This window comes from Qipengyuania citrea (assembly GCF_024171405.1).
Lineage (GTDB): Bacteria > Pseudomonadota > Alphaproteobacteria > Sphingomonadales > Sphingomonadaceae > Qipengyuania > Qipengyuania profunda.
Genome location: NZ_JALJZT010000002.1, coordinates 983,862 through 1,007,695 on the forward strand (window position 1 = coordinate 983,862; position 23,834 = coordinate 1,007,695).

Annotated in this window: 21 protein-coding genes and 1 tRNA gene; 3 read left to right on the forward strand and 19 right to left on the reverse strand. The window is 65.7% G+C overall.

All coding sequences use genetic code 11. From position 1 onward, the window contains the following. Positions 1-85 precede the first annotated feature (85 nt). Positions 86-1,246 carry a phosphoserine transaminase gene (locus J2S32_RS05835; protein ID WP_253518069.1) on the reverse strand — a complete coding sequence of 387 codons (1,161 nt, stop codon included), beginning with the start codon at positions 1,244-1,246 and terminating at the stop codon, positions 86-88. 245 nt (positions 1,247-1,491) lie between these two features. Between J2S32_RS05835 and J2S32_RS05840 the strand changes: the two genes are divergently transcribed. Further along, positions 1,492-2,664 (forward strand): glycosyltransferase family 4 protein, encoded by a 1,173-nt coding sequence (locus J2S32_RS05840; protein ID WP_253518086.1) that lies wholly within the window; start codon positions 1,492-1,494, stop codon positions 2,662-2,664. Positions 2,665-2,668: 4 nt separating this feature from the next. Here J2S32_RS05840 and J2S32_RS05845 read toward each other — a convergent pair whose 3' ends face one another. After that, positions 2,669-3,091 (reverse strand): hypothetical protein, encoded by a 423-nt coding sequence (locus J2S32_RS05845; RefSeq protein ID WP_253518091.1) that lies wholly within the window; start codon positions 3,089-3,091, stop codon positions 2,669-2,671. A gap of 73 nt (positions 3,092-3,164) precedes the next feature. Next, positions 3,165-3,755: a PadR family transcriptional regulator gene (locus J2S32_RS05850; RefSeq protein ID WP_253518095.1), complete on the reverse strand. Its 591-nt coding sequence runs from the start codon at positions 3,753-3,755 to the stop codon at positions 3,165-3,167. 141 nt (positions 3,756-3,896) lie between these two features. Between J2S32_RS05850 and J2S32_RS05855 the strand changes: the two genes are divergently transcribed. Then, the gene (locus tag J2S32_RS05855) at positions 3,897-5,219 is read left to right on the forward strand and encodes a replication-associated recombination protein A (RefSeq protein ID WP_253518097.1); all 1,323 of its coding nucleotides are present in this window, start codon (positions 3,897-3,899) and stop codon (positions 5,217-5,219) included. After that, positions 5,206-6,084, forward strand: a complete 879-nt coding sequence (locus J2S32_RS05860; RefSeq protein WP_253518100.1) for a hypothetical protein — start codon at positions 5,206-5,208, stop codon at positions 6,082-6,084. Before J2S32_RS05855 ends, J2S32_RS05860 begins: the two co-directional genes overlap by 14 nt. Here J2S32_RS05860 and J2S32_RS05865 read toward each other — a convergent pair. The 16 genes from J2S32_RS05865 to mraY form a co-directional block, all read right to left on the reverse strand. Continuing rightward, positions 6,081-7,022, reverse strand: coding sequence for a glutaminase (locus tag J2S32_RS05865; RefSeq protein WP_253518104.1), 942 nt, complete (start codon positions 7,020-7,022; stop codon positions 6,081-6,083). The genes J2S32_RS05860 and J2S32_RS05865 overlap by 4 nt on opposite strands. A gap of 51 nt (positions 7,023-7,073) precedes the next feature. After that, a tRNA-Ala gene (locus J2S32_RS05870) sits at positions 7,074-7,149 on the reverse strand. 85 nt (positions 7,150-7,234) lie between these two features. After that, positions 7,235-8,131 carry a hypothetical protein gene (locus J2S32_RS05875; RefSeq protein ID WP_253518107.1) on the reverse strand — a complete coding sequence of 299 codons (897 nt, stop codon included), beginning with the start codon at positions 8,129-8,131 and terminating at the stop codon, positions 7,235-7,237. Between the two features lie 163 nt (positions 8,132-8,294). Beyond that, a complete protein-coding gene (locus J2S32_RS05880; RefSeq protein ID WP_253518110.1) occupies positions 8,295-9,035 on the reverse strand; it encodes a Bax inhibitor-1/YccA family protein in 741 nt (246 codons plus the stop codon). A gap of 132 nt (positions 9,036-9,167) precedes the next feature. Next, positions 9,168-9,671, reverse strand: coding sequence for a YbjN domain-containing protein (locus J2S32_RS05885; protein WP_253518113.1), 504 nt, complete (start codon positions 9,669-9,671; stop codon positions 9,168-9,170). A 150-nt stretch (positions 9,672-9,821) separates the two neighbouring features. Beyond that, positions 9,822-11,438, reverse strand: coding sequence for a tetratricopeptide repeat protein (locus tag J2S32_RS05890; protein ID WP_253518118.1), 1,617 nt, complete (start codon positions 11,436-11,438; stop codon positions 9,822-9,824). Positions 11,439-11,487: 49 nt separating this feature from the next. Next, the gene (ftsZ, locus tag J2S32_RS05895; protein WP_253518121.1) at positions 11,488-13,287 is read right to left on the reverse strand and encodes a cell division protein FtsZ; all 1,800 of its coding nucleotides are present in this window, start codon (positions 13,285-13,287) and stop codon (positions 11,488-11,490) included. A 135-nt stretch (positions 13,288-13,422) separates the two neighbouring features. Continuing rightward, the gene (gene ftsA, locus J2S32_RS05900) at positions 13,423-14,709 is read right to left on the reverse strand and encodes a cell division protein FtsA (protein WP_253518124.1); all 1,287 of its coding nucleotides are present in this window, start codon (positions 14,707-14,709) and stop codon (positions 13,423-13,425) included. Next, the gene (locus tag J2S32_RS05905) at positions 14,709-15,617 is read right to left on the reverse strand and encodes a cell division protein FtsQ/DivIB (protein WP_253518127.1); all 909 of its coding nucleotides are present in this window, start codon (positions 15,615-15,617) and stop codon (positions 14,709-14,711) included. The genes ftsA and J2S32_RS05905 overlap by 1 nt, the downstream gene beginning before the upstream one ends. After that, on the reverse strand, positions 15,610-16,584 hold the full coding sequence (locus J2S32_RS05910) for a D-alanine--D-alanine ligase (protein ID WP_253518130.1): 975 nt from the start codon (positions 16,582-16,584) through the stop codon (positions 15,610-15,612). The genes J2S32_RS05905 and J2S32_RS05910 overlap by 8 nt, the downstream gene beginning before the upstream one ends. 9 nt (positions 16,585-16,593) lie before the next feature. Further along, a complete protein-coding gene (murB, locus tag J2S32_RS05915; RefSeq protein ID WP_253522968.1) occupies positions 16,594-17,523 on the reverse strand; it encodes a UDP-N-acetylmuramate dehydrogenase in 930 nt (309 codons plus the stop codon). A gap of 44 nt (positions 17,524-17,567) precedes the next feature. Beyond that, positions 17,568-18,992, reverse strand: a complete 1,425-nt coding sequence (gene murC / locus J2S32_RS05920; protein ID WP_253518132.1) for a UDP-N-acetylmuramate--L-alanine ligase — start codon at positions 18,990-18,992, stop codon at positions 17,568-17,570. Continuing rightward, complete coding sequence (gene murG / locus J2S32_RS05925) at positions 18,989-20,185, reverse strand: undecaprenyldiphospho-muramoylpentapeptide beta-N-acetylglucosaminyltransferase (protein ID WP_253518135.1); 1,197 nt, start codon at positions 20,183-20,185, stop codon at positions 18,989-18,991. The genes murC and murG overlap by 4 nt, the downstream gene beginning before the upstream one ends. Beyond that, the gene (locus J2S32_RS05930) at positions 20,182-21,438 is read right to left on the reverse strand and encodes an FtsW/RodA/SpoVE family cell cycle protein (protein WP_437181931.1); all 1,257 of its coding nucleotides are present in this window, start codon (positions 21,436-21,438) and stop codon (positions 20,182-20,184) included. Before J2S32_RS05930 ends, murG begins: the two co-directional genes overlap by 4 nt. 5 nt (positions 21,439-21,443) lie before the next feature. Continuing rightward, positions 21,444-22,751 carry a UDP-N-acetylmuramoyl-L-alanine--D-glutamate ligase gene (gene murD, locus J2S32_RS05935; RefSeq protein WP_253518142.1) on the reverse strand — a complete coding sequence of 436 codons (1,308 nt, stop codon included), beginning with the start codon at positions 22,749-22,751 and terminating at the stop codon, positions 21,444-21,446. Beyond that, positions 22,748-23,818, reverse strand: coding sequence for a phospho-N-acetylmuramoyl-pentapeptide-transferase (mraY, locus tag J2S32_RS05940; protein WP_253518155.1), 1,071 nt, complete (start codon positions 23,816-23,818; stop codon positions 22,748-22,750). Before mraY ends, murD begins: the two co-directional genes overlap by 4 nt. Positions 23,819-23,834: the final 16 nt, after the last annotated feature.

The window sequence follows — 23,834 nt, forward strand, 5'->3', positions numbered from 1 at the left end:
TCACTCCCGCGACGGCAGGAGTCCATCCCACCTGTCGCTCATATACTGACGTTATCTGGATCCCCGCCTGCGCGGGGACGACGGATTAGCTCGCGGATTTGACCTGCTCGTAGGCCCACTCGATCCACGGTAGGAGACGCTTGAGGTCTTCCTGCTCGACCGTGCCGCCGCACCAGATGCGCAAGGACGGCGGGGCGTCGCGATAGCCGTTGAAATCATAGCCGACGTCGCGATCTTCGAGGAGCTTGACGATCTTCTTCGGGACCGCGGCCTTATCGTCGTCGGAAAGGCCATCGTACCACTCGCCCTGGAAGACAAAGCACACGCCGGTGTTGGTCCGCTTCGCCGGGTCGGCGACCATGTTGCGCAGCCAGGGGGTCGCCTCGATCCAGTCGAGGACGATCTTGGCATTGGCATCCGCGCGTTCGAACATCGCCTTGCGCCCGCCCATCGCCTGCGCCCATTCGAGCGCGTCGATATAGTCTTCGGTCGCCAGCAGCGAGGGTGTGTTGATCGTCGCGCCCTCGAAAATGCCGGTGTTGATCTTGCCGCCCTTCTTGAGGCGGAAGAGCTTGGGCAGCGGCCATTCGGGATCGTATTCCTCGATCCGCTGCACCGCCTTGGGGCTGAGGATCAGCATGCCGTGCTGCGCTTCGCTGCCCATCACCTTCTGCCAGCTGTAGGTCGTGGCATCGAGCTTGGCCCAGTCCATCTCCATCGCGAAAACAGCACTGGTGGCATCGTTGATCGTCACGCCTTCGCGGCCCGGCGCCAGCCAGTCGGTGTCCGGGATCTTGGCGCCCGAAGTGGTGCCGTTCCAGGTGAAGACGACGTCATTGTCCTGCGGGATGCTCGCCAGATCGGGAATCTCGCCGTAATCGGCGTCCATGACCGTAAGTTGCGGCAGCTTGAGCTGCTTGACCGCATCCTGGATCCAGACATTGCCGAAGCTTTCCCATGCCGCGACGGTCGCCGGGCGATCGGGGCGCAGCATGGTCCACATCGCGCATTCGAGCGCGCCGGTGTCCGATGCCGGCATGATGCCGACGAGGTAATCCTCGGGCACGCCGAGCATTTCCTTCGACAGGTCGATGGCATATTTCAGCCGCGACTTGCCGAGCGCGCTGCGATGCGAGCGGCCAAGCGATTCGGTTTTGAGATTGGCGGCAGACCAGCCTTTGTGCTTGGCGGTCGGACCGGACGAAAAGAAGGGGCGCTCGGGTTTGAGCGTAGGTTCGGCAGTCATGTATTCTCTCCTTGCAGAGAGCTCGCGCGGCGTTGGGACCGCGTGGCCCGCCGCCCGCACTAATGTTGCGCCGCAGCAAGTCAATGCGAAATAGCTATGCATCGGTGAAGCGCCTTTGCGACACGACCGGCGCCATCGCCCGACCGGCTGGCTTGGCGGCGCGTTTTGCGCGCCTTTCCAGCATCGTAGGCGCGGCCCATGCGGCGGATGGACGGCATCGGACAACTTCCCTAAAGCCTCGCGCAATGGATGTGACCGATCTCCGCATCGCGCTTTTCAGCGGGAACTACAATTATACCCGCGACGGGGCCAACCAGGCGCTCAACCGGCTGGCTGACTATCTGCTGCGCCAAGGCGCGGCGCTGCGCGTCTATGCCCCGGTGGTGGCCGAACCCGACTTCCCGCCGACGGGCGATCTCGTCGATGTGCCCAATGCCCGCATGCCGGTGAAGGGCCGCGGCGAATACCGCCTGCCCCTGCGGATCGACGCCAAGGTGCGCGCGGACCTGGCGGAATTCGCGCCCAATATGCTGCATCTGTCCTCGCCCGATCCGGTGGCACATGGCGCGCTCAAATGGGCGCGCGAGCGCGATTTGCCGGTGCTGGCATCGGTCCACACGCGGTTCGAGACCTATCCGCGCTATTACGGGCTCGGTTTCCTCGAGCCCGCGGTCGAGGGGATCCTGCGCCGCTTCTATCGCCGCTGCGATGCGCTGGTCGCGCCCTCGCAAAGCCAGATCGCCGAACTGAAGGCGCAGGAGATGCATGACGACATCTCGATCTGGTCACGCGGCGTGGACCGGACGGTCTTCGACCCATCGAAGCGCGATCTCGAATGCCGCCGCGCGCACGGCCTTGCCGATGACGATGTGGCGATCGTCTTCCTCGGCCGGCTGGTGATGGAAAAGGGCCTCGACGTCTTCGCCGAGACGATCGTGCAATTGCGCAAGCGGCAGGTGCCGCACAAGGTCCTGGTCATCGGTGACGGTCCGGCGCGCGGCTGGTTCGAAAAGGCGCTGCCGGGCGGCATTTTCGCCGGATTCAAGACCGGCAAGGAGCTTGGCCGGGCGCTCGCCAGCGGCGACATCTTCTTCAACCCGTCGATCACCGAAACCTTCGGCAATGTCACGCTGGAGGCGATGGCCTGCGGGCTGCCGGTGGTGGCCGCGGGCGCGACCGGCGCCGCGAGCCTGGTCCAAGAAGGCGAGACCGGGCGGCTGGTCGCGCCGGGCCGGCCCGAAGTGTTCGCCCCGGCCTGCGCCGATGCGCTGGCGCCTTATTGCCTGGATGACGCGCTGCGGCTCGCCCACGGCGCCAATGGCGAGCAGGCGGCGCGCGCCTATTCCTGGGATGTGATCAACCAGGCCGTGGTCGATACCTATCTGCGACTGCTCGAAGCGCGCACGGCCGCGCGCTAGGCCCTCAGCGCAGCACGCCCGCCGCGCCCATCCAGCGCGAATACCACAGCGAGAACAGCGTCGAGATCCAGATCGCCGCCATCAGCCCGGGGTTCTGGAGGCTGTCGGGGATTTGGGACACCACCAGTTCGAAATAGGTGGTGGCGATCAGTCCGATGGTCGCCACGACGAAAGCGGCGAACGCCAATTTGCGGCGCAGCAGCAGCAGGACCGAGCCGGTGAAGGCACCCCATACTCCCAGCGCCCATGCCGCATCGGCCCAGGCGGGGAAGCCATCGAAATAGGCGATCTGGTCGGGGGTCATGCCCAGATCGGCCAGACTTCCTGTTTGCGTCATCGTATAGCTGTAGCAGCCGATCGCATTGAACAGCAGCGTCGCGATGCCCACGACCCACAAATGCCACGGCGTTTTGATTGCCTGTTCCATCGAACTCTCTCCCCAAATGAGACCCGCGAGCGAAGACTAACGCTTCTCCCGCGGATCGCCAAATGGGTCGGGGTCAGAGCCGTTCGATCTTCTTCGCCAGATCGTCGACCAGATCGACGATTTCCTGCACCGTCTCCTCATCGAGCTTGCCCGAGCGGGCGCGGTTCTTGAGCACATTGGCGAGATTGCCGACCGCACGGAACATTTCCGGCGTGGCATAGGCGCGGCGATGCTCGCCATGACCCGACAGGCGTTCGAACAGCGCCGCGACCTCATCGGCGCGCTCTTCCAGCTCGGTCCGGCCGGCGGCGGTGGCTTCATAGGCCTTGCGGGTCTCGTCGCCCGCGGCCTGCGCGATCGCGCCTTCATCCTCGAGCAGCGCGAGCGTGGGATAGATCGTCCCCGGGCTCGGCGCATAGGAGCCTTTGGTCAGCTCCTCGATCGCCTTGATCAATTCGTAGCCGTGGCGCGGCTCGTCGGCGAGCAGCTTGAGCAGGACGAGCCGCAGCTCGCCCGAACCGAACATGCGGCGGCGGCGGCGTCCGCCCCCGCGCGGGCCGAAATCGAACGTCCAGCCGGGGCCGCCGAACTTGGCCGAAGCGCCCAAGCCATCGCGGCAATCCGCCTCGTTCATCATCGCCGCCACGAAGGGCCAACCGCCCATTCGGCGCATCCTGCGCCATTTGTGTGCCTTGTGCATTGTCATATCCTCGTATGATCTTCGATAGCTCTAAGATATATCTTAAAGCCGAGTCTGCAAGAGGGCACTGCAAATCCTCGGCGAACACCCTATGTCAGCCGACCAATGGCCGACCTGTTTCCCGACGACCTGCCCCAGGCAGCTGCACCCGACACCCTGCGCGAGGATGCGCCGCTGGCCGACCGGCTGCGTCCCGCAAGCCTCGACGAGGTGATCGGGCAGGACCATCTGACCGGGCCCGAAGGCGCGATCGGGCGGATGGTCGCGGCTGGCCGCCTGTCGAGCATGATCCTGTGGGGGCCGCCCGGCACCGGCAAGACCACCATCGCGCGGTTGCTGGCGGACAGCGTGGGGATGCGCTTCGAAAGCGTCAGCGCGGTATTCAGCGGCGTGGCCGACCTCAAGAAAGCCTTCGCCGCTGCCGACAAGGCCGCGCAAGCGGGTCAACGCACGCTGTTGTTCGTGGACGAGATCCACCGCTTCAATCGCGCACAGCAGGACGGCTTCCTACCCTTTGTCGAACGCGGCACGGTGACGCTGGTCGGGGCGACGACCGAAAACCCCAGCTTTGCGCTCAATGCGGCATTGCTCAGCCGCGCGCAGGTGCTGATCCTCCAGCGGCTCGACCATGAAGCACTCGGCCAGTTGCTCGACCGCGGCGAGACGCTCGAGGGGCCCCTCCCCCTCACGCCCGAAGCGCGCGATGCGCTGGTCGCCAGCGCCGATGGCGATGGGCGGTTCCTGCTCAACCAGGCCGAAACGCTCTACAATGCGCAGATCGCCGATCCGCTCGACCCGGCGGCGCTGGGCCGTTTCCTCCAGCGACGCGTCGCGGTCTATGACAAGGACCGCGAAGGGCATTACAACCTCATCTCCGCGCTGCACAAGGCGGTGCGCGGAAGCGACGTCCAGGCGAGCCTCTATTACTTCGCGCGCATGCTCACCGCGGGCGAGGAACCGCGCTTCCTCGCGCGGCGGCTGATCCGGATGGCGGTGGAAGACATCGGCATGGCGGACCCGCAGGCGCTGGTGCAATGCATGGCGGCGAAGGACGCGTTCGAATTCCTCGGCTCGCCCGAAGGCGAACTCGCGCTGGTACAGGCCTGCATCTACCTAGCCACCGCGCCCAAATCGAACGCTGCCTACAAGGCGCAGAAAGCCTCCTTCAAATCGGCGAGAGAAACCGGCAGCCTGATGCCGCCGCAGAATATCCTCAACGCGCCGACCAAGCTGATGAAGGACATAGGCTACGGGTCGGGCTACAGCTACGATCACGACGCGGAAGAAGGCTTCTCGGGCGACGATTACTGGCCCGAGGAGATGGAGCCGCAGAATTATTACCAGCCCGTCGAACGCGGGTTCGAACGCGAGGTAAAGAAGCGGCTCGACTATTGGGACAAGCTGCGGCGCGAGCGTGGGCAGGTTTAGCCATTTCCTCGCGATCGACTGGTCCGGCGCCAAGGGGCCGGTGCAGAAAGGCATAGCGCTGGCGCTGGCCGATGCGGCTGGCGGCCCGCCCGTGCTGGTCGAGCGGGGCCGCGGCTGGTCGCGCGCCGATGTGCTCGCGCTGCTGCGCGAGGACCTGCCCAACGATACGCTCGTCGGCATGGACCTCGGCATCGCGCTGCCCTTCGCCGATTGCGGCGCCTATTTTCCCAAGCGCGACGTGCTGCTGCCCGACGCGCGGGCGCTCTGGGCGCTGATCGACGATATCTGCGCTGGCGATCCCAATCTGGGCGCGCAAAGCTTCGTCGATCATCCCGAGTTCGCGCCCTATTTTCGCAACGGCAGCGATACCGGCATGCATTTCGGCTGCGACGGCGCCGCGCATGGACGCGGACGTTTCCGGGTCACCGAACGCGCGCAGGCGGAGATGGGCTGCAAACCCTATTCGAACTTCAATCTCGTCGGCGCGGCACAGGTGGGCAAGTCGAGCCTGACGGGGATGCGGGTGCTGCACCAGCTCCGCGGGCGATTGCCCGTGTGGCCGATCGACCCGCTGCCGGAACGCGGCTCGGCACTGGTCGAAATCTACACCAGCCTTGCCGCGCTGGAAGGCGGGAGAAGCGCCTCGAAAGCAAAGATGCGCAGCCATGAAGAACTCGACGCGGCGCTGGCCCGCCTGGGCAGCCCGCACGTCGGCGGTGAGGGGCCGATCGACGACCACTCCTCCGACGCACTCCTGACCGCGGCATGGCTGCGGCGTATAGCGGACGAACCGGGTCGCTGGACGCCGTCGGCGCTGACCCCCGAACTTGCGCGGACGGAAGGCTGGACCTTCGGCGCGCTCTAGATTTCGGGCAATTGCCCGCTGAAAACCGACCAGCCGGTCCTCCGCGCAATTTCTGCCAGCGCCTTGGCGCCGAGCAGGCTCGTCCCCGCGCGATTGAGCCCGGGCGACCAGACCGCGATCGCGGCACGGCCCGGAACGCTGGCGAGGATTCCTCCACCCACGCCCGATTTCCCCGGGAAGCCGACTTCGAAGGCGAACTGGCCCGAATTGTCATAGTGACCGCATAGCAGCATGAGTGCATTGATGCGCCGTGCGCGGCTAGCGGAGCACATTTTCTGCCCCGTCACCGGGTCAGTGCCGTCCAACGCCAGGAACAGCGCACTTTCGGCCAGCTGCCGACAGCTCATCGAAAGCGCGCATTGACGAAAATAGACCGACAGCACCTCTTCCACCGGGTTCAGCAGCCTCCCGAAATCGGCGAGGAACCATGCCAGCGCGCGGTTGCGTTCGCCCGCCTCGCTTTCGCTGCGCGCGACATCCTGGTCGAAATCGATCTGTGGGTCGCGGCCCATCCGCCGCAGGCGATCGATCAGGTCGCGCACCGCCTCGTCCACCCCGCGCCGGCCGATGAAACGGTCGGTGGTGACGATGGCGCCCGAATTGATGAAAGGATTGCGGGGTATGCCCTTCTCCTTCTCGAGCTGCACGATCGAGTTGAAGGCATCGCCCGACGGTTCGCGGCCCACCGCGTCCCACAGCGCCGATCCCTCGCGTTCGAGCGCTAGTGCCAGTGCAAACACCTTGGAGATCGACTGGATCGAGAACTTCTCGTCCGCATCGCCGGCGCAGGCGACCTGGCCGTCATCGGTCGCCAGCGCGATCCCGAACTTGCATGGATCGACCGCCGCGAGGGCGGGAATGTAACGCGCGGGCGTGCCCCCGCCGCGCTCATCCGCAAGGGCATTCCACGTATCGGTGACGATTGCCTGCAAATCCATGCGCGCCGCGATAGGCGGGGCCGGTGTACAGGGCAAATGGTGAAAGCATCCTGGTGGAGCCGAGCGGGATCGAACCGCTGACCTCGTCATTGCGAACGACGCGCTCTCCCAACTGAGCTACGGCCCCGTTCCAGGTTTGCGGCACACCCGCAGAGGGGATGCGCGGCGCGCCACCTAGCGAATGGCGGCGCGCCTGAAAAGCATCAATCTGCCTAGTTCTGCGAGCTGTCGTCCCCGTCGCCGCTGTTGGGGATCGGCTGGACGACGGGCACCGAGGCGCGCGTTTCGTCGACCGGCACGATCGGTATCTTCGCTCCGGTATCGGGGTCGATGACCTTGGTTTCCTGCAGCGGGGTCGCGCTCAGCGATGCCGGATCGGCACCCGGCTGCGGCGTCTGGAACGGACGTGCGTTCTGGACCGCGACATAGCCCGGCTGCGAATCTCCATAGCGATCGCCATAGCGGGCATCCCATGCGGAGGATTCGCGCTGGTATTGCTCATAGGCGACGAAGAACCGTTCGAACGGTCCTTCGAGAGCGGAGAAATTCGCCAGCGCGAAGCCTGCCGGGTCGACTTTTTCCGAAGCCAGATATTGCTGCGAGATGCCCAGCGCGGTGCGACAGAAGTCCGACCGTGCGGGCGGCAGCGCGAAGTAGTTGTAGACCATCGTCATCTGGCTCTCGCGCGCCATGATGGCGGGCCGGCCCCGGCCGTATTCCTGCCGGTACTCGGCATCGATGCGGTCGTTCACCTGCTTCAGCGGGCGGGCGTGATCCTTGATGTAGCTGCTGTAGGCATCGAGGATCGGCTGGTATTGCGGGTCGAGGCAATTGAGCGCGGCGACGTTCCAGGCCGAGCGGAAGTGCCAGACCTTCTCGTCGTCCGAAATACCGAGATTGACCGTTTCGCGCAGGCCCAGCGAATTCACCGGCGGGATGGCCATGGCATAGGATGCCTGGCCCGGAGGCAGTGGGCGATACGGCACCGCTTCGACCGCCGGGGGCGGCGGTGGCGGTGGCGGCGGTGGCGGCGCGGCGCAGGCCCCCAAGACGGCGAACCCGGCAGCTGCGGCTGCCATGCGAATGGTGATGTTTGAACCGCGACTCATAGCGCGTGGCACTCCTCGATAAATCTGGCATTCATCCTGCGCTGCCGTCCCTTGACGGAGGATGAAGACACGCGTCCTAGCCCTCGCCGGGTGCAAAGAAAATGCCCGAGGCGCTGGTTACGCCCCGGGCACGTTCAAACGATTCCTGTGTGCGACGAGTGGTTTACTCGCGGCTGCCCATGAAGCGCAGCAGGAACAGGAACATGTTGATGAAGTCGAGATAGAGGCTCAGCGCGCCCATGATCACGGCCTTGCCGGCGAATTCAGTACCGCGCAGGTACTGATATTCGCGCTTGAGCCGCTGCGTATCGTAGGCGGTAAGGCCTGCGAAGATCAGCACGCCGATAAAGCTGACGGCCAGCGCCAGCGTGCTCGACTGCAGGAACATGTTGATGACCATCGCGATCAGCAGACCGATGACGCCCATCACCAGGAAGGTACCCATGCCCGACAGGTCCTTCTTCGTGGTGTAGCCGAACAGGCTGAGACCGGCGAAGGCACCCGCGGTGGCGAAGAACGTCGCGGCGATGCTTTCACCCGTGTAGACGAGGAAGATCGTCGAGAGCGACAGCCCCATGACGGTGGCGAAAGCCCAGAACATCAGCTGCAGCGTCGCCTGGCTGAACTTGTTCACGCCGAAGCTCATCGCGAAAACGAAGGCGAGCGGCGCGAGCGCGACGATCCACATCAGCGGGCCGCTGGCGAAAGTCAGCGCCAAGCCGCTGCGGGCAGTCAGCAGCGCGACCAGGCCGGTCAGCAACACGCCCGAAGCCATGTAGTTGTAAATCTTGAGCATGTGGGCGCGCAGGCCCGCATCAAAGGTTTCCTGCCTGGCAACGGCGTCGCCAGCGCGTGGCACCGAGCCGAAGCCCTGCCTCTGGTCGGTGTCGTTCCAATTGGCCATGTCTATGCAACTCCTTTTGGCGGCGCGGTCATACGCGCCGCTCGTGAGGGGAATATCGGCACTTTACCGCTCGATTTCAAGCGAAACCGGAATTTGTAAGGCTAACGCGATTTAACCGATCGGAAGGGCGGCTCAGGCCTCGCCGACGGCATCCACCATCGCCGCCTCGAGCGCCTCGCTCGGGGTGCGCCCGCCCCACAGCACGAACTGAAACGCCGGATAGAAACGATCGCATTCGTCGACAGCGATTTCGACCAGCGCCTGCGCCTGGCCCAGGCTGAGCATCCCGTCGTCGCCCAGTATGGTGGCATTGCGATAGAGCAGGACGCCGCCATTCGACCAGATCTCGAAATGGCCAAGCCACATCTGCTCGTTGATCATGCTGACGAGCTCATACGCAGGGGTCAGCTTGTCCTTGGCAATACGGATGTCGGGCAGACACAGGATCTGGAGCACCATGTCTTCCGGACGCCAGATGCCGCGCAACTGGTACTTGGTCCAGCTTCCCTGGATCTCGCCGCTCATTTCTGTCGCGGTCGATTCGCATGGCCAGCCACGCGCTTCGAACAGGGCTACCAGCAGGTCGAGCGGCGCAGCGTCCTCTTCGACCTCGTAGCGATCTTCTGATGGTCTCATCGGAGCTGTTCCATGCGCGTCATGACTTGCTGGATGCAGAAACGCGGGGCCGCTTGGCAATGCATGCACGCCTCGACGCTGGGGAGAACCGTTAAGGGTTGTGCAAAGCTTGTGAACAAAACCGCCGCGCGCGTTAACCTTTGCGCGGGTTTACAGCTTTTCGATCACTTGGCCCTCAGCGCTGGTGAAGGTGAAACAGTCGACGCCCAATTCCTTGAGTTCCTTGACCATTTCGCGCGCTTTGGCGGCACTGTCATAGGGACCCGAAAGCAGGCGATTGGCCTCGACCCAGGGGGTGACGAACGGCCCCTTGCCGTCGAGCTTGCCCTCCGCCTTGCGCGAAATCCGGCGCCAGTCGAACTTGAGCGCCGAAACATCCTTGCCGGTCGCGACCTGCACCCAGTGCCGTGCCGGATGGGCGGGCGGCGGCGGCGGCTTGGGTTCCTCGCGCTCGCGCGGGATGGCGATGCGCGTGATATCCACCGCGCCGCTGGCCGAAGGCGTCGGCGTGCCGGGCGCCAGCGTGAAACCATCGAAGGCATCGGCGACCGATGCGGGCTGCGGCTCGGGCTCCGGTTGGATGGGCGCGGGCGGTGGCGGTGGCGGTGGCGGTGGCGGCGGGACTGTCGTTCCCATCGGAACCGATGGCGGTGGGTCTGCGCGCGCTATGACGACCGGGGCAGTGTTCGGCTGCGGCGCGGGTTCTGGTTCGGTAAGCGTTGTCGTCAGCGAAGGCGCAGGGCTCGGCGCGGGGATCGCTGACGCGGTCGGAGCAGACGGGGGCACATCATCTGGCGCTGGTGCTGCTACAATAGCCGATGCGCCGACGCTCGCCCCTGCGCTCGTCGCCCTGCTGCCCGTCAGATCGGGACGACGCCGGGTCTGGCGCGTGCGCGGATCGGCAGCGGCGGGCGAAGGCGTGGAGGCCTGCCGTACAGGCGGCGGTCCGGCACGCGCGATCTGCACCGCATCGCCCGCATAACCGGCAATGCCGGCATCGTCCGTGCCGATGCTGGCGGTGCGCGGGAAGACGCCCAGATTGCCCGCTGCCGCCTGCTGCGCCTTGGTCAGCCGCGGCATATATTCGAAATAGGCCGCCATGCGTCCGCCGATCCCTGCGGGGAGCATGGTGTTGGCGATGTCCTTCGCCTCGCGCGCGTCACCCAGGATCGCCAGGCCGAAAGCGCGGGTGCGGAAGGCGGCGACATCGCGCTGTTGCAGCAAGGGAAGCAAGGCGCCTTCGAAGCCCTCCCGATCGCCCGAAATTGCCAGGCTCAGGGCCAGGCGGCGGGTCGCTTCGGGACCGGCCCCATTGGCCAGTGCGAGCCGGTACAATTGCTGCGCGCTGGCGGAATCGCCGACGAGGTCGAAGGCCAGCCCGCGATCCTCGGCCATCCGCGCATTGGCGACACCCGCCTGCTCGGCCTCGGCGAACAAGCGCAGGGCCTCAACCGGACGGCGCGAGCGGGTGTAGGCCTTGGCCAGCCCCACCTTGCTGCGCGAATTGCCCGGCGACAGCTCGTTCGCGCGGCCGAAAAAGCCGATTGCCGCGTCGATGTCACCCAGTTCCAGCGCCGCTTCACCCGCATCGAGCAGTGCCGTGACATCGAGCGAATTGCGCGCCAGCCGCGACAGCGCGTCACCCAGCCGGCGCTCGCCTTCGGCGGGCAATGGCTGCACGATCTCGCGCTGGGCCGAGACACGCTCGGCCTGCGCTGCCAGAGCCAGCAACGCCACGGCAGCAGCAAGTCGCCCGGTCGAAATCATGTCCTGTTCCTCGCCGCGCGGGCGTTAACCCGCGCTGACGCGGCCTTACCTACTGGTTGTTCTGGCGTCCGAGGAAGCGCGGGATGTTGAGGCCGCCACTGCTGCCGCCATCATCATCTTCGTCTTCGTCATCCGCGCCTTCGGGATTGCTGGCCCCGCGCGATAGATTGGCCATCCGTTCGAACAGCGTGTTCCCGGGCAGCGAGCCGGAGCCCGCCCCGCCGCTGGAACCCGAACCGCTGCGCGCCGGCTGTTCGTCGCCAGCGCCTTCGCCCGGGAACAGCGGTTGCTTGCGCCCCGGCTTGGTCGCGAGCGGGCTGCCCGTGTCGCGCTGGTCGTCGCCGAGCTCGAATTCGTCCTGCGATCCGCCTTCGGTTTCGCGCATTTCGCCCGACAGGTCGAGCGGGGGGCGGTCTTCGTTCCAACCATCCTTCGCCGGCGTGCTGCCGAATTCGCGGTCATCGGCAGGCGCCGGGACGCCATCGTCATCGTCATCGTCGCCTTCGAAGCGTTCGGTATGTTCGTTGCGCAGGCCTGCGAGCGGATCGACGATGCCGTCGACATCGTTGTAGCCTTCCTCGTCATCCTCGTCGAACGATCCGGAAGTCGCCGGCGAGAGGCCGAAGCCCTGGCCGACATCCTCTTCCTCGGCTTCGTCGGTGAGATCGAACGCATCCGCATCGGCCGCAGTCGGCTCCGGTTCGGGAGCGGGCTGCGGCTGGTAGGACGGCTGTTCGGGCTCGGGATCGGCCGAAAGGCCTTCGTTGAGTTCGAACGGCTCTTCCTCGGCCACGTTGTCGCTCGGCAGGTCGAGCACCGGACGCCGCGGCGCGCTGCTTTCGCGCATCGAGAATGCCCGCGCGGGCGCTGCTGCAACCGAACCGTCGGGTTCGATCCCGGTAGCGACGACCGACACGCGGATCTTGCCGTCGAGGTCGGGATTGAAGGCCGAACCCCAGATGATGTTGGCGTCTTCGTCGACCAGCTCGCGGATATGGTTCGCGGCTTCGTCGACTTCGAGCAGCTTCATGTCTTCGCCGCCGATGATCGAGATGATGACACCCTTGGCGCCGGCCATCGACACGCCGTCGAGCAGCGGGTTGGCGATGGCGCGTTCGGCGGCTTCGAGTGCGCGGTTATCGCCTTCGCCCTCGCCGGTGCCCATCATCGCCTTGCCCATCTCGCTCATCACCGAGCGGACGTCGGCGAAGTCGAGATTGATCAGGCCGGGCATGACCATCAGGTCGGTGATCGAACGCACGCCCTGCTGGAGGACCTCGTCCGCCAGCATGAAGGCTTCCTTGAAGGTCGTTTCCGCCTTCGCGACCAGGAACAGGTTCTGGTTGGGGATGACGATCAGCGTGTCGACGTGCTTCTGCAATTCGTCGATGCCCGCCTCGGCTGCGCGCATGCGGCGCGTGCCTTCGAACAGGAACGGCTTGGTCACCACGCCGACGGTCAGCACGCCGCGCTTGCGCGCCGCTTCGGCAATAACGGGTGCCGCACCGGTGCCGGTGCCGCCGCCCATGCCTGCCGCGATGAACACCATGTTCACCCCGTCGAGCGAATCCTCGATTTCCTCGACCGTTTCCTCGGCCGCGGCCTTGCCCACTTCGGGGCGCGCGCCTGCGCCAAGTCCGCCGGTAATGTCGGGGCCGAGCTGGATGCGTTTTTCGGAGGGCGACGTACTCAGCGCCTGGGCATCGGTATTGGCGACGATGAAGTCGACGCCCTCGATCTCTGCCTGCATCATGTTGGCGATGGCGTTGCCGCCCGCACCACCGACACCGACGACCATGATCTTGGGACGAAGATCGTCGTCTGATGCCGGTCCGATATTGATACTCATCAAGAGTCCCCTGGGTATTCGAAAAGTCGCTTACTGGCTTTATGTCACAACTTTGGCACAAAGCGAATCGCACGTCGAAGTCATGATTGCCTTATCCACAAGGCCTAAAGGCGTGTTTGCGCGGCGGTTCAACCCTCAGAAATACTCGCGCACCGCGAGTAAGACACGGTTGATCAGACCCATGCCGCGATAACGCTTGGTGGGCTGGTATCGCGGACCCACCGAACGGATGTCGACCGGGTCGTCGGACGCATACAGGCACAGGCCCGCAAGCGTGGCGAAACCAGGCGTGGCATGCGCCTCGGGCAGGCCCTGCAATACGGGCGGTTTGCCAATGCGGACCGGGCGGCCGAGCGCGCCCTGCATGAATTCGGCGATCCCGTGCAGTTCCGCCCCGCCGCCGGTGAGCACGACTTGCCCGCCCTGCGCACCGGAGAAGCCCATCGCCTTGAGCGCCTTGCCCACTTCGGCGGTAGTGATGCCCAGCCGATCGGTGACGATCGAAACGAGTTCGGCACGGGCAATGCGATTGTGTTCGTCCGCGCCGCGGGCCAGCCGTCCGCCGGGTTCTTCGCCGGGGCCGTTGACGGCGATCATCTCGCGGTGGTCGGTCGGCGTCGCGATGGCCGAGCCCGACACGCATTTGAGCCGTTCGGCCTGGCTCCGGCGAATGCCGAGCGAAGAGGCGATCGCGTCGGTAATGTCGTTCGACCCGATGGGGATCGATTTCAGCCCCAGCAGCATGCCCGCCGCATGGACCGAGACATTGGTCACCTGCGCGCCGATTTCGACCAGCGCGACACCCAGGTCGCGCTCTTCCGCAGTGAGGCAGGCATAGGCCGCCGCCAGCGGGCTGGCGACCACACCTTCGACATCAAGATGCGCGGTCTGCACCGCCTCGATCAGATTGCGGACGGGTGGACCTTCGGCCAGCGTGACATGGACATCGACCCCCAGCGCCTCGGCATGGAGGCCCTTGGGATTGGCGACGCCATGCGCCCCGTCGAGCGTGTAATGCGCCGGCTGCGCATGCAGCACCATGCGTCCGTCGGGGTGCAGGTGGTCGCGCGCGGCATAGAGCAGGTGCTCGATGTCGTCTTCCTCGATCCGGCGCCCGCCGATGGCGATCTCGACACTGGAAATCTTGCTCGACAGCCCCGCCCCCGCGCAGCCGATCCACACGCTCTGGATCGAGGTGTTGGCATTCGCTTCGGCCTTCTCGATCGCGGTGCGGATAGCATGGCTGGCCGCGCGCATATCGGTGACATAGCCGCGCTTGATCCCGTCGCTCGCGCGGTGGCTCGAGCCGAGCACGACCATCTCGCCGCCTTCGGCCTGGCCCATGATCATGGCCGAGACGCGGAACGACCCGATGTTCACGGCGCCGAAGACACGGGTGATGCGTGGCTGCTCGGAGGCCATTATTCGGCCTTCCCGTTGAGCGCCATCTGCTTGGGACACGGCCCGTCCGCACAGCGCAGATAGGCACGGTCGGGCACCCGCATGTCGATCGCGATGGGCTTGCCCCCGATGAGCCGGTGCATCCCGTCGAGCTGGGCGAATTTCACCAAGGCGGGCGCGCCCAGATCGCCTTCGGGCAGCGCGAGCAACTGGCCGGTCTTGAAGGTCAGGTTCCACCGCCGGTTGCCGACCCATTCGGCAGACGCAATCTGCGGCTTGAGCGCAGGTGCCGCATCGAGCAGCCGCCCGAGTTCCTCGACCTGGCGCGCGGCGCCGGGCCCTTCGATCAGCAATTTGCCTTCTGCATTCTTGGAGCTGATCGGTTCGAGTTCGTTGCCCCGCGGGTCGATCAGCACCAGCCGGTCGGGCTTGCGCAGCACCGCATGCGGCACGCGCTCGACGATATCGATCTTGAGCGTATCGGGTAGCTGGCGCGATACCCGCGCATCGGCCACCCACGGCAGGTCGAGCAGGCGCGCGCGCACCGCATCGAGCTCCACCAGCGGCATTGGGCGGTCCTGCTCCGCCAGCACCCGCTCGTAAACCTGCTGTTCGTTCATCCGCTCGACGCCCGAGACGCGCACCCGGCTGACCTCGAACCCCGAGCGAGAGGCCGACTTGGCCAGTTCCGCCTTCGCCATTTCGGGCACACCGGCGTAGCTCGCGATCGTCCAGGCGATACCCAGCCCCGCCGCGATGATCACGAACAGGAAGAACCTGTGCCACTGCTCCTCGGTGAAGGGCAGCGCGGCCATGGCGCGGTCGAACAGTCCGCTCGTATGCTTGCGCGCGGCATGCGCCTTCTGGCTGCGATTGCGTGCCGCCGCAGACCGGCGCACGCCCGTGGGTGAGCGTCTGACCTTAGCCATCCTTGCCCCCGGAGCGGGCGGCGTGATCGCGCAGCGCCGCAGCCACGATCAGCTCGCACAGCGTCGCATATTCGATCCCGGCGTAACGGGCCTGTTCGGGCACGAGGCTGAGCGGGGTCATCCCCGGCTGGGTGTTGGTTTCGAGCACGAACAGCCCGTCCTCGCCTTGTTCCTCGTCCCAGCGGAAATCGGTCCGGCTGGTCCCGCGGCACCCGAGCACCCGATGCGCGGTCAGCGTATGTTCGAGGCACAGTTCGGCGATCCGCGCCGGGATCTCCGCCGGGCAGATGTGATCGGTCATGCCGTCGGTATATTTGGCGTCAAAATCGTAGAACCCGCTCTTGGGCTTCAGTTCGGTAACCGCCAGCGCGCGCGGGCCGTCGGCGAAATCGACCACTGCCGCGGTCAGCTCGCGGCCCTTGATATAGGGTTCGGCAAGCAGTTCGGCGAAATCCTGCCACGGCCCCTTGGCATCGGCTGCGATGGGATTGCCGTAATTGCCTTCGTCGGTGACGATGGCCACGCCGACCGAGCTGCCTTCATTGACCGGTTTGAGAACGTAGGGGCGCGGCATCGGGTCGCGCTGGTGCAGGTCCGCGCTCTTGACGATCCGCCCGCCGGGCATCGGGATGCCGCGCGGCACCAGCGCCTGCTTGGTCAGCTGCTTGTCGATCGCGACGACCGAGGTGGCGAGGCCCGAATGCGTATAGGGCACGCCCATCAGGTCGAGCATGCCCTGCACGGTGCCATCCTCGCCGGGCACGCCATGCAGCGCGTTGAACACGACATCGGGCGCGGCCTCGGCGATCCGCGCGGCGACGTGGCGGTCCATGTCGATCCGCGTTACGCGGTGACCGCGCTCTTCCAGCGCCGTGGCAATGCCTTCGCCCGACATCAGCGAAACCGGGCGCTCATTGGCCCAGCCGCCCATCAGGACGACGATATGGAGTTTGGGGAGATCGGTCATTGTCGGTCCTTAGGGTCGCCCCACACGCTGGATTTCCCATTCGAGTTCGACACCCGAATGTTCGTAAACGCGGCGTTTCACTTCTTCGCCCAGCCCTTCGATATCGGCGCTGGTGGCATTTTCGACATTGAGCAGGAAATTGGTGTGCTTCTCGCTCACCTGCGCGCCGCCCTTGCGCAGGCCGCGGCAACCCGCTGCATCGACCAGTTCCCACGCCTTCCTGCCCGGCGGGTTCTTGAAGGTCGATCCGCCGGTCTTGGTGCGCAAGGGCTGCGAGTTTTCACGCGCTTCGCCGATCGCATCCATCTTCGCACCGATTGCGGCGGGATCGCCCGGTTCGCCCTGAAACCGCGCCGAAATCACCACCGCGCCATCGGGCAGTGCCGAATGGCGATAGGTATATTGCAGGTCCGCGACGGGCAGCGTGAGGCACTGGCCACCGGGCATCACCACAGTGCAATCGATAAGTACGTCACTGACTTCGCGGTCATAGGCGCCGCCGTTCATGCGCACGAAACCGCCGACCGTGCCGGGGATACCGCGCATGAACTCGAGCCCCGCCACGCCGGCATCGCGCGCCGCGCTGGCAACAAGGATGCCATGCGCACCCGCGCCGCAATCGACCACGCAGGTCGCTTCGTCGATCGCGACATCGGCAAAGGACTTGCCCAGCTTGACCACGACGCCGGGCACGCCGCCATCGCGAACGATCAAATTGGAGCCAAGCCCCAATGCCATGACCGGCAGATTGCCCTCGAGCCGCTGGAGGAATTCCTTGAGGTCTTCTGCGTCGGCGGGCTCGAACAGCCAGTCGGCCTTGCCCCCGGCCTTGAACCAGACGAGCTTGGCGAGCGGCGCATCGGGGATCAGCTTGCCGCGCAGGCCCTGCGTGTCGATCGGCGCAGCCACACCGCCCTCGACTTCGCAATCAGGGGCCATGCAGCTGTCGCGGTTCCACACATCGCCCGGCTGGTCACCCGCGCTCATGCAGTGCTCGCTTTCGCAATGCCATTGGCGAGGCCCGCTGCCCATTGGGTGATATCGCCCGCGCCGAGGCATACGACCAGATCGCCCGGTTGCAGATCGGCGGCCAGCTTTTCGGCCAGGTCTTCCTCATCTGCGACCGTCTGCGCGGCGCGGTGGCCGCGCGCCTTGAGCCCGGCGACCAGCGCCTCGGCATCGACCCCCTCGATGGGATCCTCGCCCGCGGCATAGACCGGCGTCACATAGACCTCGTCCGCCTCGTTGAAGCAGCTCTGGAAGTCTTCCATCAGATCGCGCAGCCGGGTGTAGCGATGCGGCTGGACAACCGCGACGACGCGGCCCTTGCCCGCGCTTTCGCGCGCGGCGGACAGCACCGCCCTGATTTCGACCGGGTGGTGACCGTAATCGTCGATGATCGTCGCCACACCGTCGCCGCTGGGCACTTCGCCCACTCGCGTAAAGCGCCGCCGGACCCCGCCGAACGCGGAAAAGCCGTTGCAGATAACATCGTCGGGGCAGCCCATCTCGATCGCCACCGCAATCGCCGCCAGCGCGTTCTGGACATTGTGGCGTCCCGGCATCGGCAGGCGCACGCCCTCGATCCGGCGATCCTCCTGTCCGCGGCGACGCACGATGACGTCGAACACATTGCCGCCTGCATCGGGGCGAATGTTCACGCCGCAGATGTCCGCCTGCAGGTTGAAGCCATAGGTCACGACATTGCGATCGCGCACCTTGCCGATCACCGCCTGCACTTCGGGGTGGTCGATGCACAGGATCGCCGCGCCGTAGAAGGGCACGTTGTGGATGAACTCGACGAAGGCGTCCTTCACCCCGTCGAAATCGCCGTAATGGTCGAGATGCTCGGGATCGATATTGGTGACCACCGCAATGGTCCCGTCGAGCCGCAGGAAGCTGCCGTCGCTCTCGTCGGCCTCGACCACCATCCATTCGCTGTCGCCCAGCCGTGCGTTCGAACCATATTGTTCGATGATCCCGCCATTGATCACGGTGGGGTCGATATTGCCCGCATCGAGCAGAGCGGCGATCATGCTGGTGGTCGTCGTCTTGCCATGCGTACCGGCCACGGCAACGGTGGATTTCAGCCGCATCAGTTCGGCCAGCATTTCCGCCCGGCGGACCACGGGGATGCGGTTTTCCAGCGCGTAGGCGACTTCGGGATTGGTCCGCTTCACCGCGGTCGAGGTAACGACGACCGCCGCGCTTTCGACATTTTCGGGAGCGTGGCCGATCGCAACTTCGATCCCGCGCTGGCGCAGGCGTTCGACGGTCGCGCTGTCCTTCACGTCGGAACCCTGGACCGCATATCCGAGATTGTTCATCACTTCGGCAATACCGGACATGCCGATGCCGCCGATGCCAACGAAATGTACGGTGCCGATATCGGTAGGGACGCCCCTCATTCCGCAGCCTCCCGCACCGCGCCCTGGCCGGCGGGCACACCCTGCGACGACCCGCGCGCATTGTTGCCGCCGACGCGGATGACATCCATCAGCTCCGCCCCGCCGAAGCTCTCGACGAGATCGGCCAGGTCCTCGACCGCCTTGGGCCGTCCGCAATTCCACGCGGCATGTGCAGCCTTGGCGAGACCCTGCGGATTTTCCGCCAGCACCTTGATCTGCTTGGCCAGTTCCTTGCCGGTGAAACGCTCCTGCCGGATCATCCGCGCGCCGCCCGATTTCGCCAGTTCACGCGCATTGGCGGCCTGGTGGTCATCGGTCGCAATCGGCAACGGGATCAGGATTGCCGGGCGACCGACCGCAGTCAGCTCGGCAATGGTGGATGCGCCCGCGCGCCCGATGAACAGGTGCGCATCGGCAAGGCGGGCGGCCATGTCTTCGAAATAGGTCGCCAATTCGGCGGGAATGCCATGCGTGCGATAGCGTTCGCGGACCGCGTCGAGATCCTCGGGGCGACACTGCTGCGTCACCTGCAACTGCTGGCGCAGCGCGGGCGGGAGCATGGAAAGGCCGTCGGGCACCACTTCGGACAGCACCCGCGCGCCCTGGCTGCCGCCGGTGACGAGCACCCGCAGCAGACCGTCTTCGGTAAAGGGAGGGAACGGTTCGTCGCGCAGGCTGAGCACGCCCGCGCGCACCGGATTGCCGACAAGGTGGACCTTCCCGGCGTGTCTCGCGTCGAGCCGCTCGACTTCGGGATAGGCGGTGGCGATGGCGTCCACCCGTCCGGCGAACAGGCGATTGACCCGGCCGAGCACGGCGTTCTGCTCGTGTACGACGGTGGGCACGCCGGCGCTGGTGGCAGCGAGGATCGCGGGCAGCGAAGGGTAGCCGCCAAAGCCGACCACCGCGCTGGGCTGGAAGCTGTCGAACAGCCGCAGCGCCATGCGCCGCCCTTCCCATACCGCCTTGAGGCCCTTGAACCAGCTGAGCGGGTTCTTGCCGAACCGGCCCGCAGGGATGACATGCGCGGGCAGGAAATCGGGCTTGCCGGGGATTTCGGCACCGCGCTTGTCGGTGATCAGCGCGACATGATGACCGCGCCTGTGGAGCTCGGCCGCGAGCGCGAAGGCGGGCAGCAAATGCCCGCCGGTGCCCCCGGCAGCGAGGACGAAATGGCGGCTGGCGCCGGTCATGGGTGAATCTCCCGGCGTGCGGAACCCGTAGTGTCTTTCATCGGGGCCGTCTGCCCGAAGCCGAGCCTGTCGCCAAGTCCAATGGTCCGGCTTTTCAGGAACGGGTTGCGGCGGGTGATCGCCAGCATCAGCCCGACATTGAGGCAGATGGCGATGGTCGAAGAGCCGCCATAGCTGACCAGCGGCAGCGTCATCCCCTTGGACGGGAACAGCTGCAGATTGACGAGGATGTTGATGAACGCCTGCCCGCCGAGCAGGGCGATCAGCCCCGCACCGGCCAGCAATGCGAACAGGTCCTCCTCGTCGATCAGACGCATCAGCACACGCACCACGATGGCGAGATAGAGCAGCACGATCAGGCCGCAGACGATCAGGCCGAATTCCTCGCCGATGACGCTGAAGATATAATCGGTATGCGCCTCGGGCAGGCTCATCTTGCGAATGCCGAGGCCATAGCCTGCGCCCGTCCACCCTCCGGCGAGCAGCGTGCGGCTGGCGAGGTCGACCTGGTCGAACGCGGTCCCGCCGCCGAGGAAGGCGTCGATCCGGTGGCGCGCATTGTCATAGAGGAAATAGGTCGCGGTCAGGCCGATGATGCAGCCGCCGACCACGCCGCCCAGCCGCTTCACATCGACCCCCGAGAGCACCACCATGACGAACCACACGCCGCCGAACAGGATCGTGCTGCCCAGATTGGGCTGCATCATCATCAGCACCGCAATGAGCGCGAGATAGGCGGTCGCGATGCCCAGAACCGGCAGGTTGGGATCCCGCATGCGCCACGAGAGGATCCACGCCATGGCGATGGCGAAACCGGGCTTGAGGAATTCCGACGGCTGGAACTGCATGCCGAGATTGATCCAGCGCCGCGCGCCGTTGATCTCCACCCCGATCAGCGGGACGAGGAACAACAGTCCCGTCATCACCGCCGCGAGCACGATGGCAAGCCGCCGCGCATTCTCGCGCGTGAGCATCGATATGCCGAGCAGCGTCCCGATGGCGAGCACCTGCCAGGCGAGGTGGCGGTAGAAGAAATACAGCGGGTCGAGCGTCTCGCTCGCGGTCGACAGGCGATCCGCGCTGGCGGGCGAGGCGGCGGCGACCGCGATGGTGCCGAAGCTCATCAGCAGCAGCACGAGCAGCAGCAGCACGCGGTCGATCTCGCGCCACCAGATCTTGATTTCGGACCAGCGCGACAGCTTGCCCTTGGGCATGTGCGCAGGCTGGCGCTTGCCGGGGACATAGGGCTGCATCGTGTTCATGCCAGCCGCTCCACCAGCGCGCGAAAATGATCGCCGCGCTTCTCGAAGTCGGCATATTGGTCGAAGCTGGCACAGGCGGGCGAGAGGAGGACCGTGTCGCCCGGCGCAGCGCTTTTCGCAGCGTTGGCGACCGCACGGTCGAGCGTCTGGCATTGTTCGACCGGCACGCGGCCGTCGAGCAGCGCCGCAAAGTCCGGCCCGGCCTTGCCGATGGTGTAGGCGGCTTTCACATGGCCCAGCTCGGCCTCGCATTCGCCCAGCCCGGGCTCCTTGGCGAGCCCGCCGACGATCCAGTGGATATTCTCGAACGCCGCCAGCGCGGGGGCGGAGGCAGCGGTGTTGGTGCCCTTGCTGTCGTTGACATAGGCGACGCCGGAAACTTCGGCGACACGCTCCATGCGGTGCGCAAGGCCGGGGTAGCTCTTGAGTCCGGAGCGGACCTGCTCGGGCGCAATCCCCAGGATGTCGCAGACTTCGATGGCGGCTGCCGCGTTCTCGCGATTGTGCGGTCCTTGCAGCGATGGCCAGTCGGCTTGCTCGCCCGGCGCGATGCCCCTGTTCTGGAGTACATCTTCGAGAATGCTCGCAATCGAGCCTTCGGCGAACTGCCCCAGCACCCGCGCATCGGTGAACCGGGCGATCGAATTCTGGCCCCGCGCCTGCATTCCCAGCAGACGCGATTTGCTGGCGGCATATTTGCCGAAATCCCCATCGTACCGGTCGAGATGGTCGGGGGTGATATTCAGCAGCACCGCCACATCGCAATCGAGCGAATAGGTCAGGTCGATCTGGTAGCTCGACAGTTCGAGCACATAGACCCCAACGCCTTTGTCATTGGGGGCTAGCGGTTCCTGCTCGAGGATCGGCAGCCCGATATTGCCGCCCATGGTGGTCGGCACGCCCGCCTCTTTGAGGATGTGGTGGACCAGCGCCGTCGTAGTCGATTTGCCATTGGTGCCGGTGATCCCGACGACCTTGTGCGGCGGCAGGTCGGCCCGCGCTTGCGCGAAAAGTTCGATATCGCCGATGACCGGCACGCCGAAACTGTCGGCATGCGGCTTGATCGGATGCGTGTTGAGCGGCACACCGGGGCTGACGACTACGCCCGCATAGCCGGTAAGGTCCGCCGCCAGCGGGTCGCCGATGGCGCAGCGCCCGGCATAGGGTTCGCGCGCTTCACCACGGTCGTCCCACACCAGCACATCGGCGCCGCTCGCCAGCAGCGCCTCGACCGTCGCCCGGCCGGACCGCGCGAGGCCAAGCACCGCGTATTTTTTGTCCTTCCAGGCAGGTGAGGTGATCATCGTAGCTTGAGCGTCGCGAGCCCCAAGAGTGCCAGCACGATGGCCACGATCCAGAACCGGATCACGACCTTGCTCTCCGACCAGCCAAGCTGTTCGAAATGGTGGTGGATCGGTGCCATGCGGAAGACCCGCCGTCCGGTGCGCTTGAACCAGACCACCTGGATAATGACGCTCAGCGCCTCGAACACGAACAGCCCGCCAACGATGGCGAGGACGATCTCGTGATGCGTCGCCACGGCGATCGCGCCCAGCGCGCCGCCGAGCGCGAGGCTGCCGGTATCGCCCATGAAGACCGCCGCGGGCGGGGCGTTGAACCACAGGAAGGCGAGACCCGCGCCCATGATCGCCGCGCAGAAGATCGCCAGTTCGCCCGCACCCTCGACATGGGGAATGCCGAGATAGGTCGAGAAGTCGACGCGGCCGACGAGATAGGCGATCAGCGCGAAGGTCCCCGCGGCGATGATGACCGGCATGGTGGCCAGCCCGTCGAGCCCGTCGGTGAGGTTCACCGCATTGCCCGCGCCGACGATGACGATCGCGGCGAAGGCGTAGTAGAAGACACCCAGCTCGACCCCGAAGTCATTGACGAAAGGGACATAGACGAAGGTGTTGATCTGGCTGACGATAATATAGCTGGCGATACCCGCGACCGTGAATTCCATCAGCAGGCGGATGCGCGCCGAAACGCCCTTGTGGCTGGCCTTGGTGACCTTGTCGTAATCGTCGAGGAAGCCGATCAGGCCGAAGCCCAGCGTCACGGCGAGACAGGCCCAGATGAACGGATTGCGCAAATCCATCCAGATCAGCACCGACAGCGTCAGGCTGATCAGGATCATCAGCCCGCCCATGGTCGGCGTGCCGCGCTTGGCGAGGTGGGTCTGCGGCCCGTCCTCGCGGATCGGCTGGCCCTTGCCCTGGCGGATGCGCAGCATGGCGATGAAACGCGGGCCAATGACGAGGCCGATGACCAGCGCGGTCATCAGTGTCGCTCCGGCACGGAACGTCTGGTAGCGCACGAGGTTGAAAAAGCCTTCGAAATTCAACCATTCGGCGAGGATGTATAGCAAATCGGCCTCTCGTCGC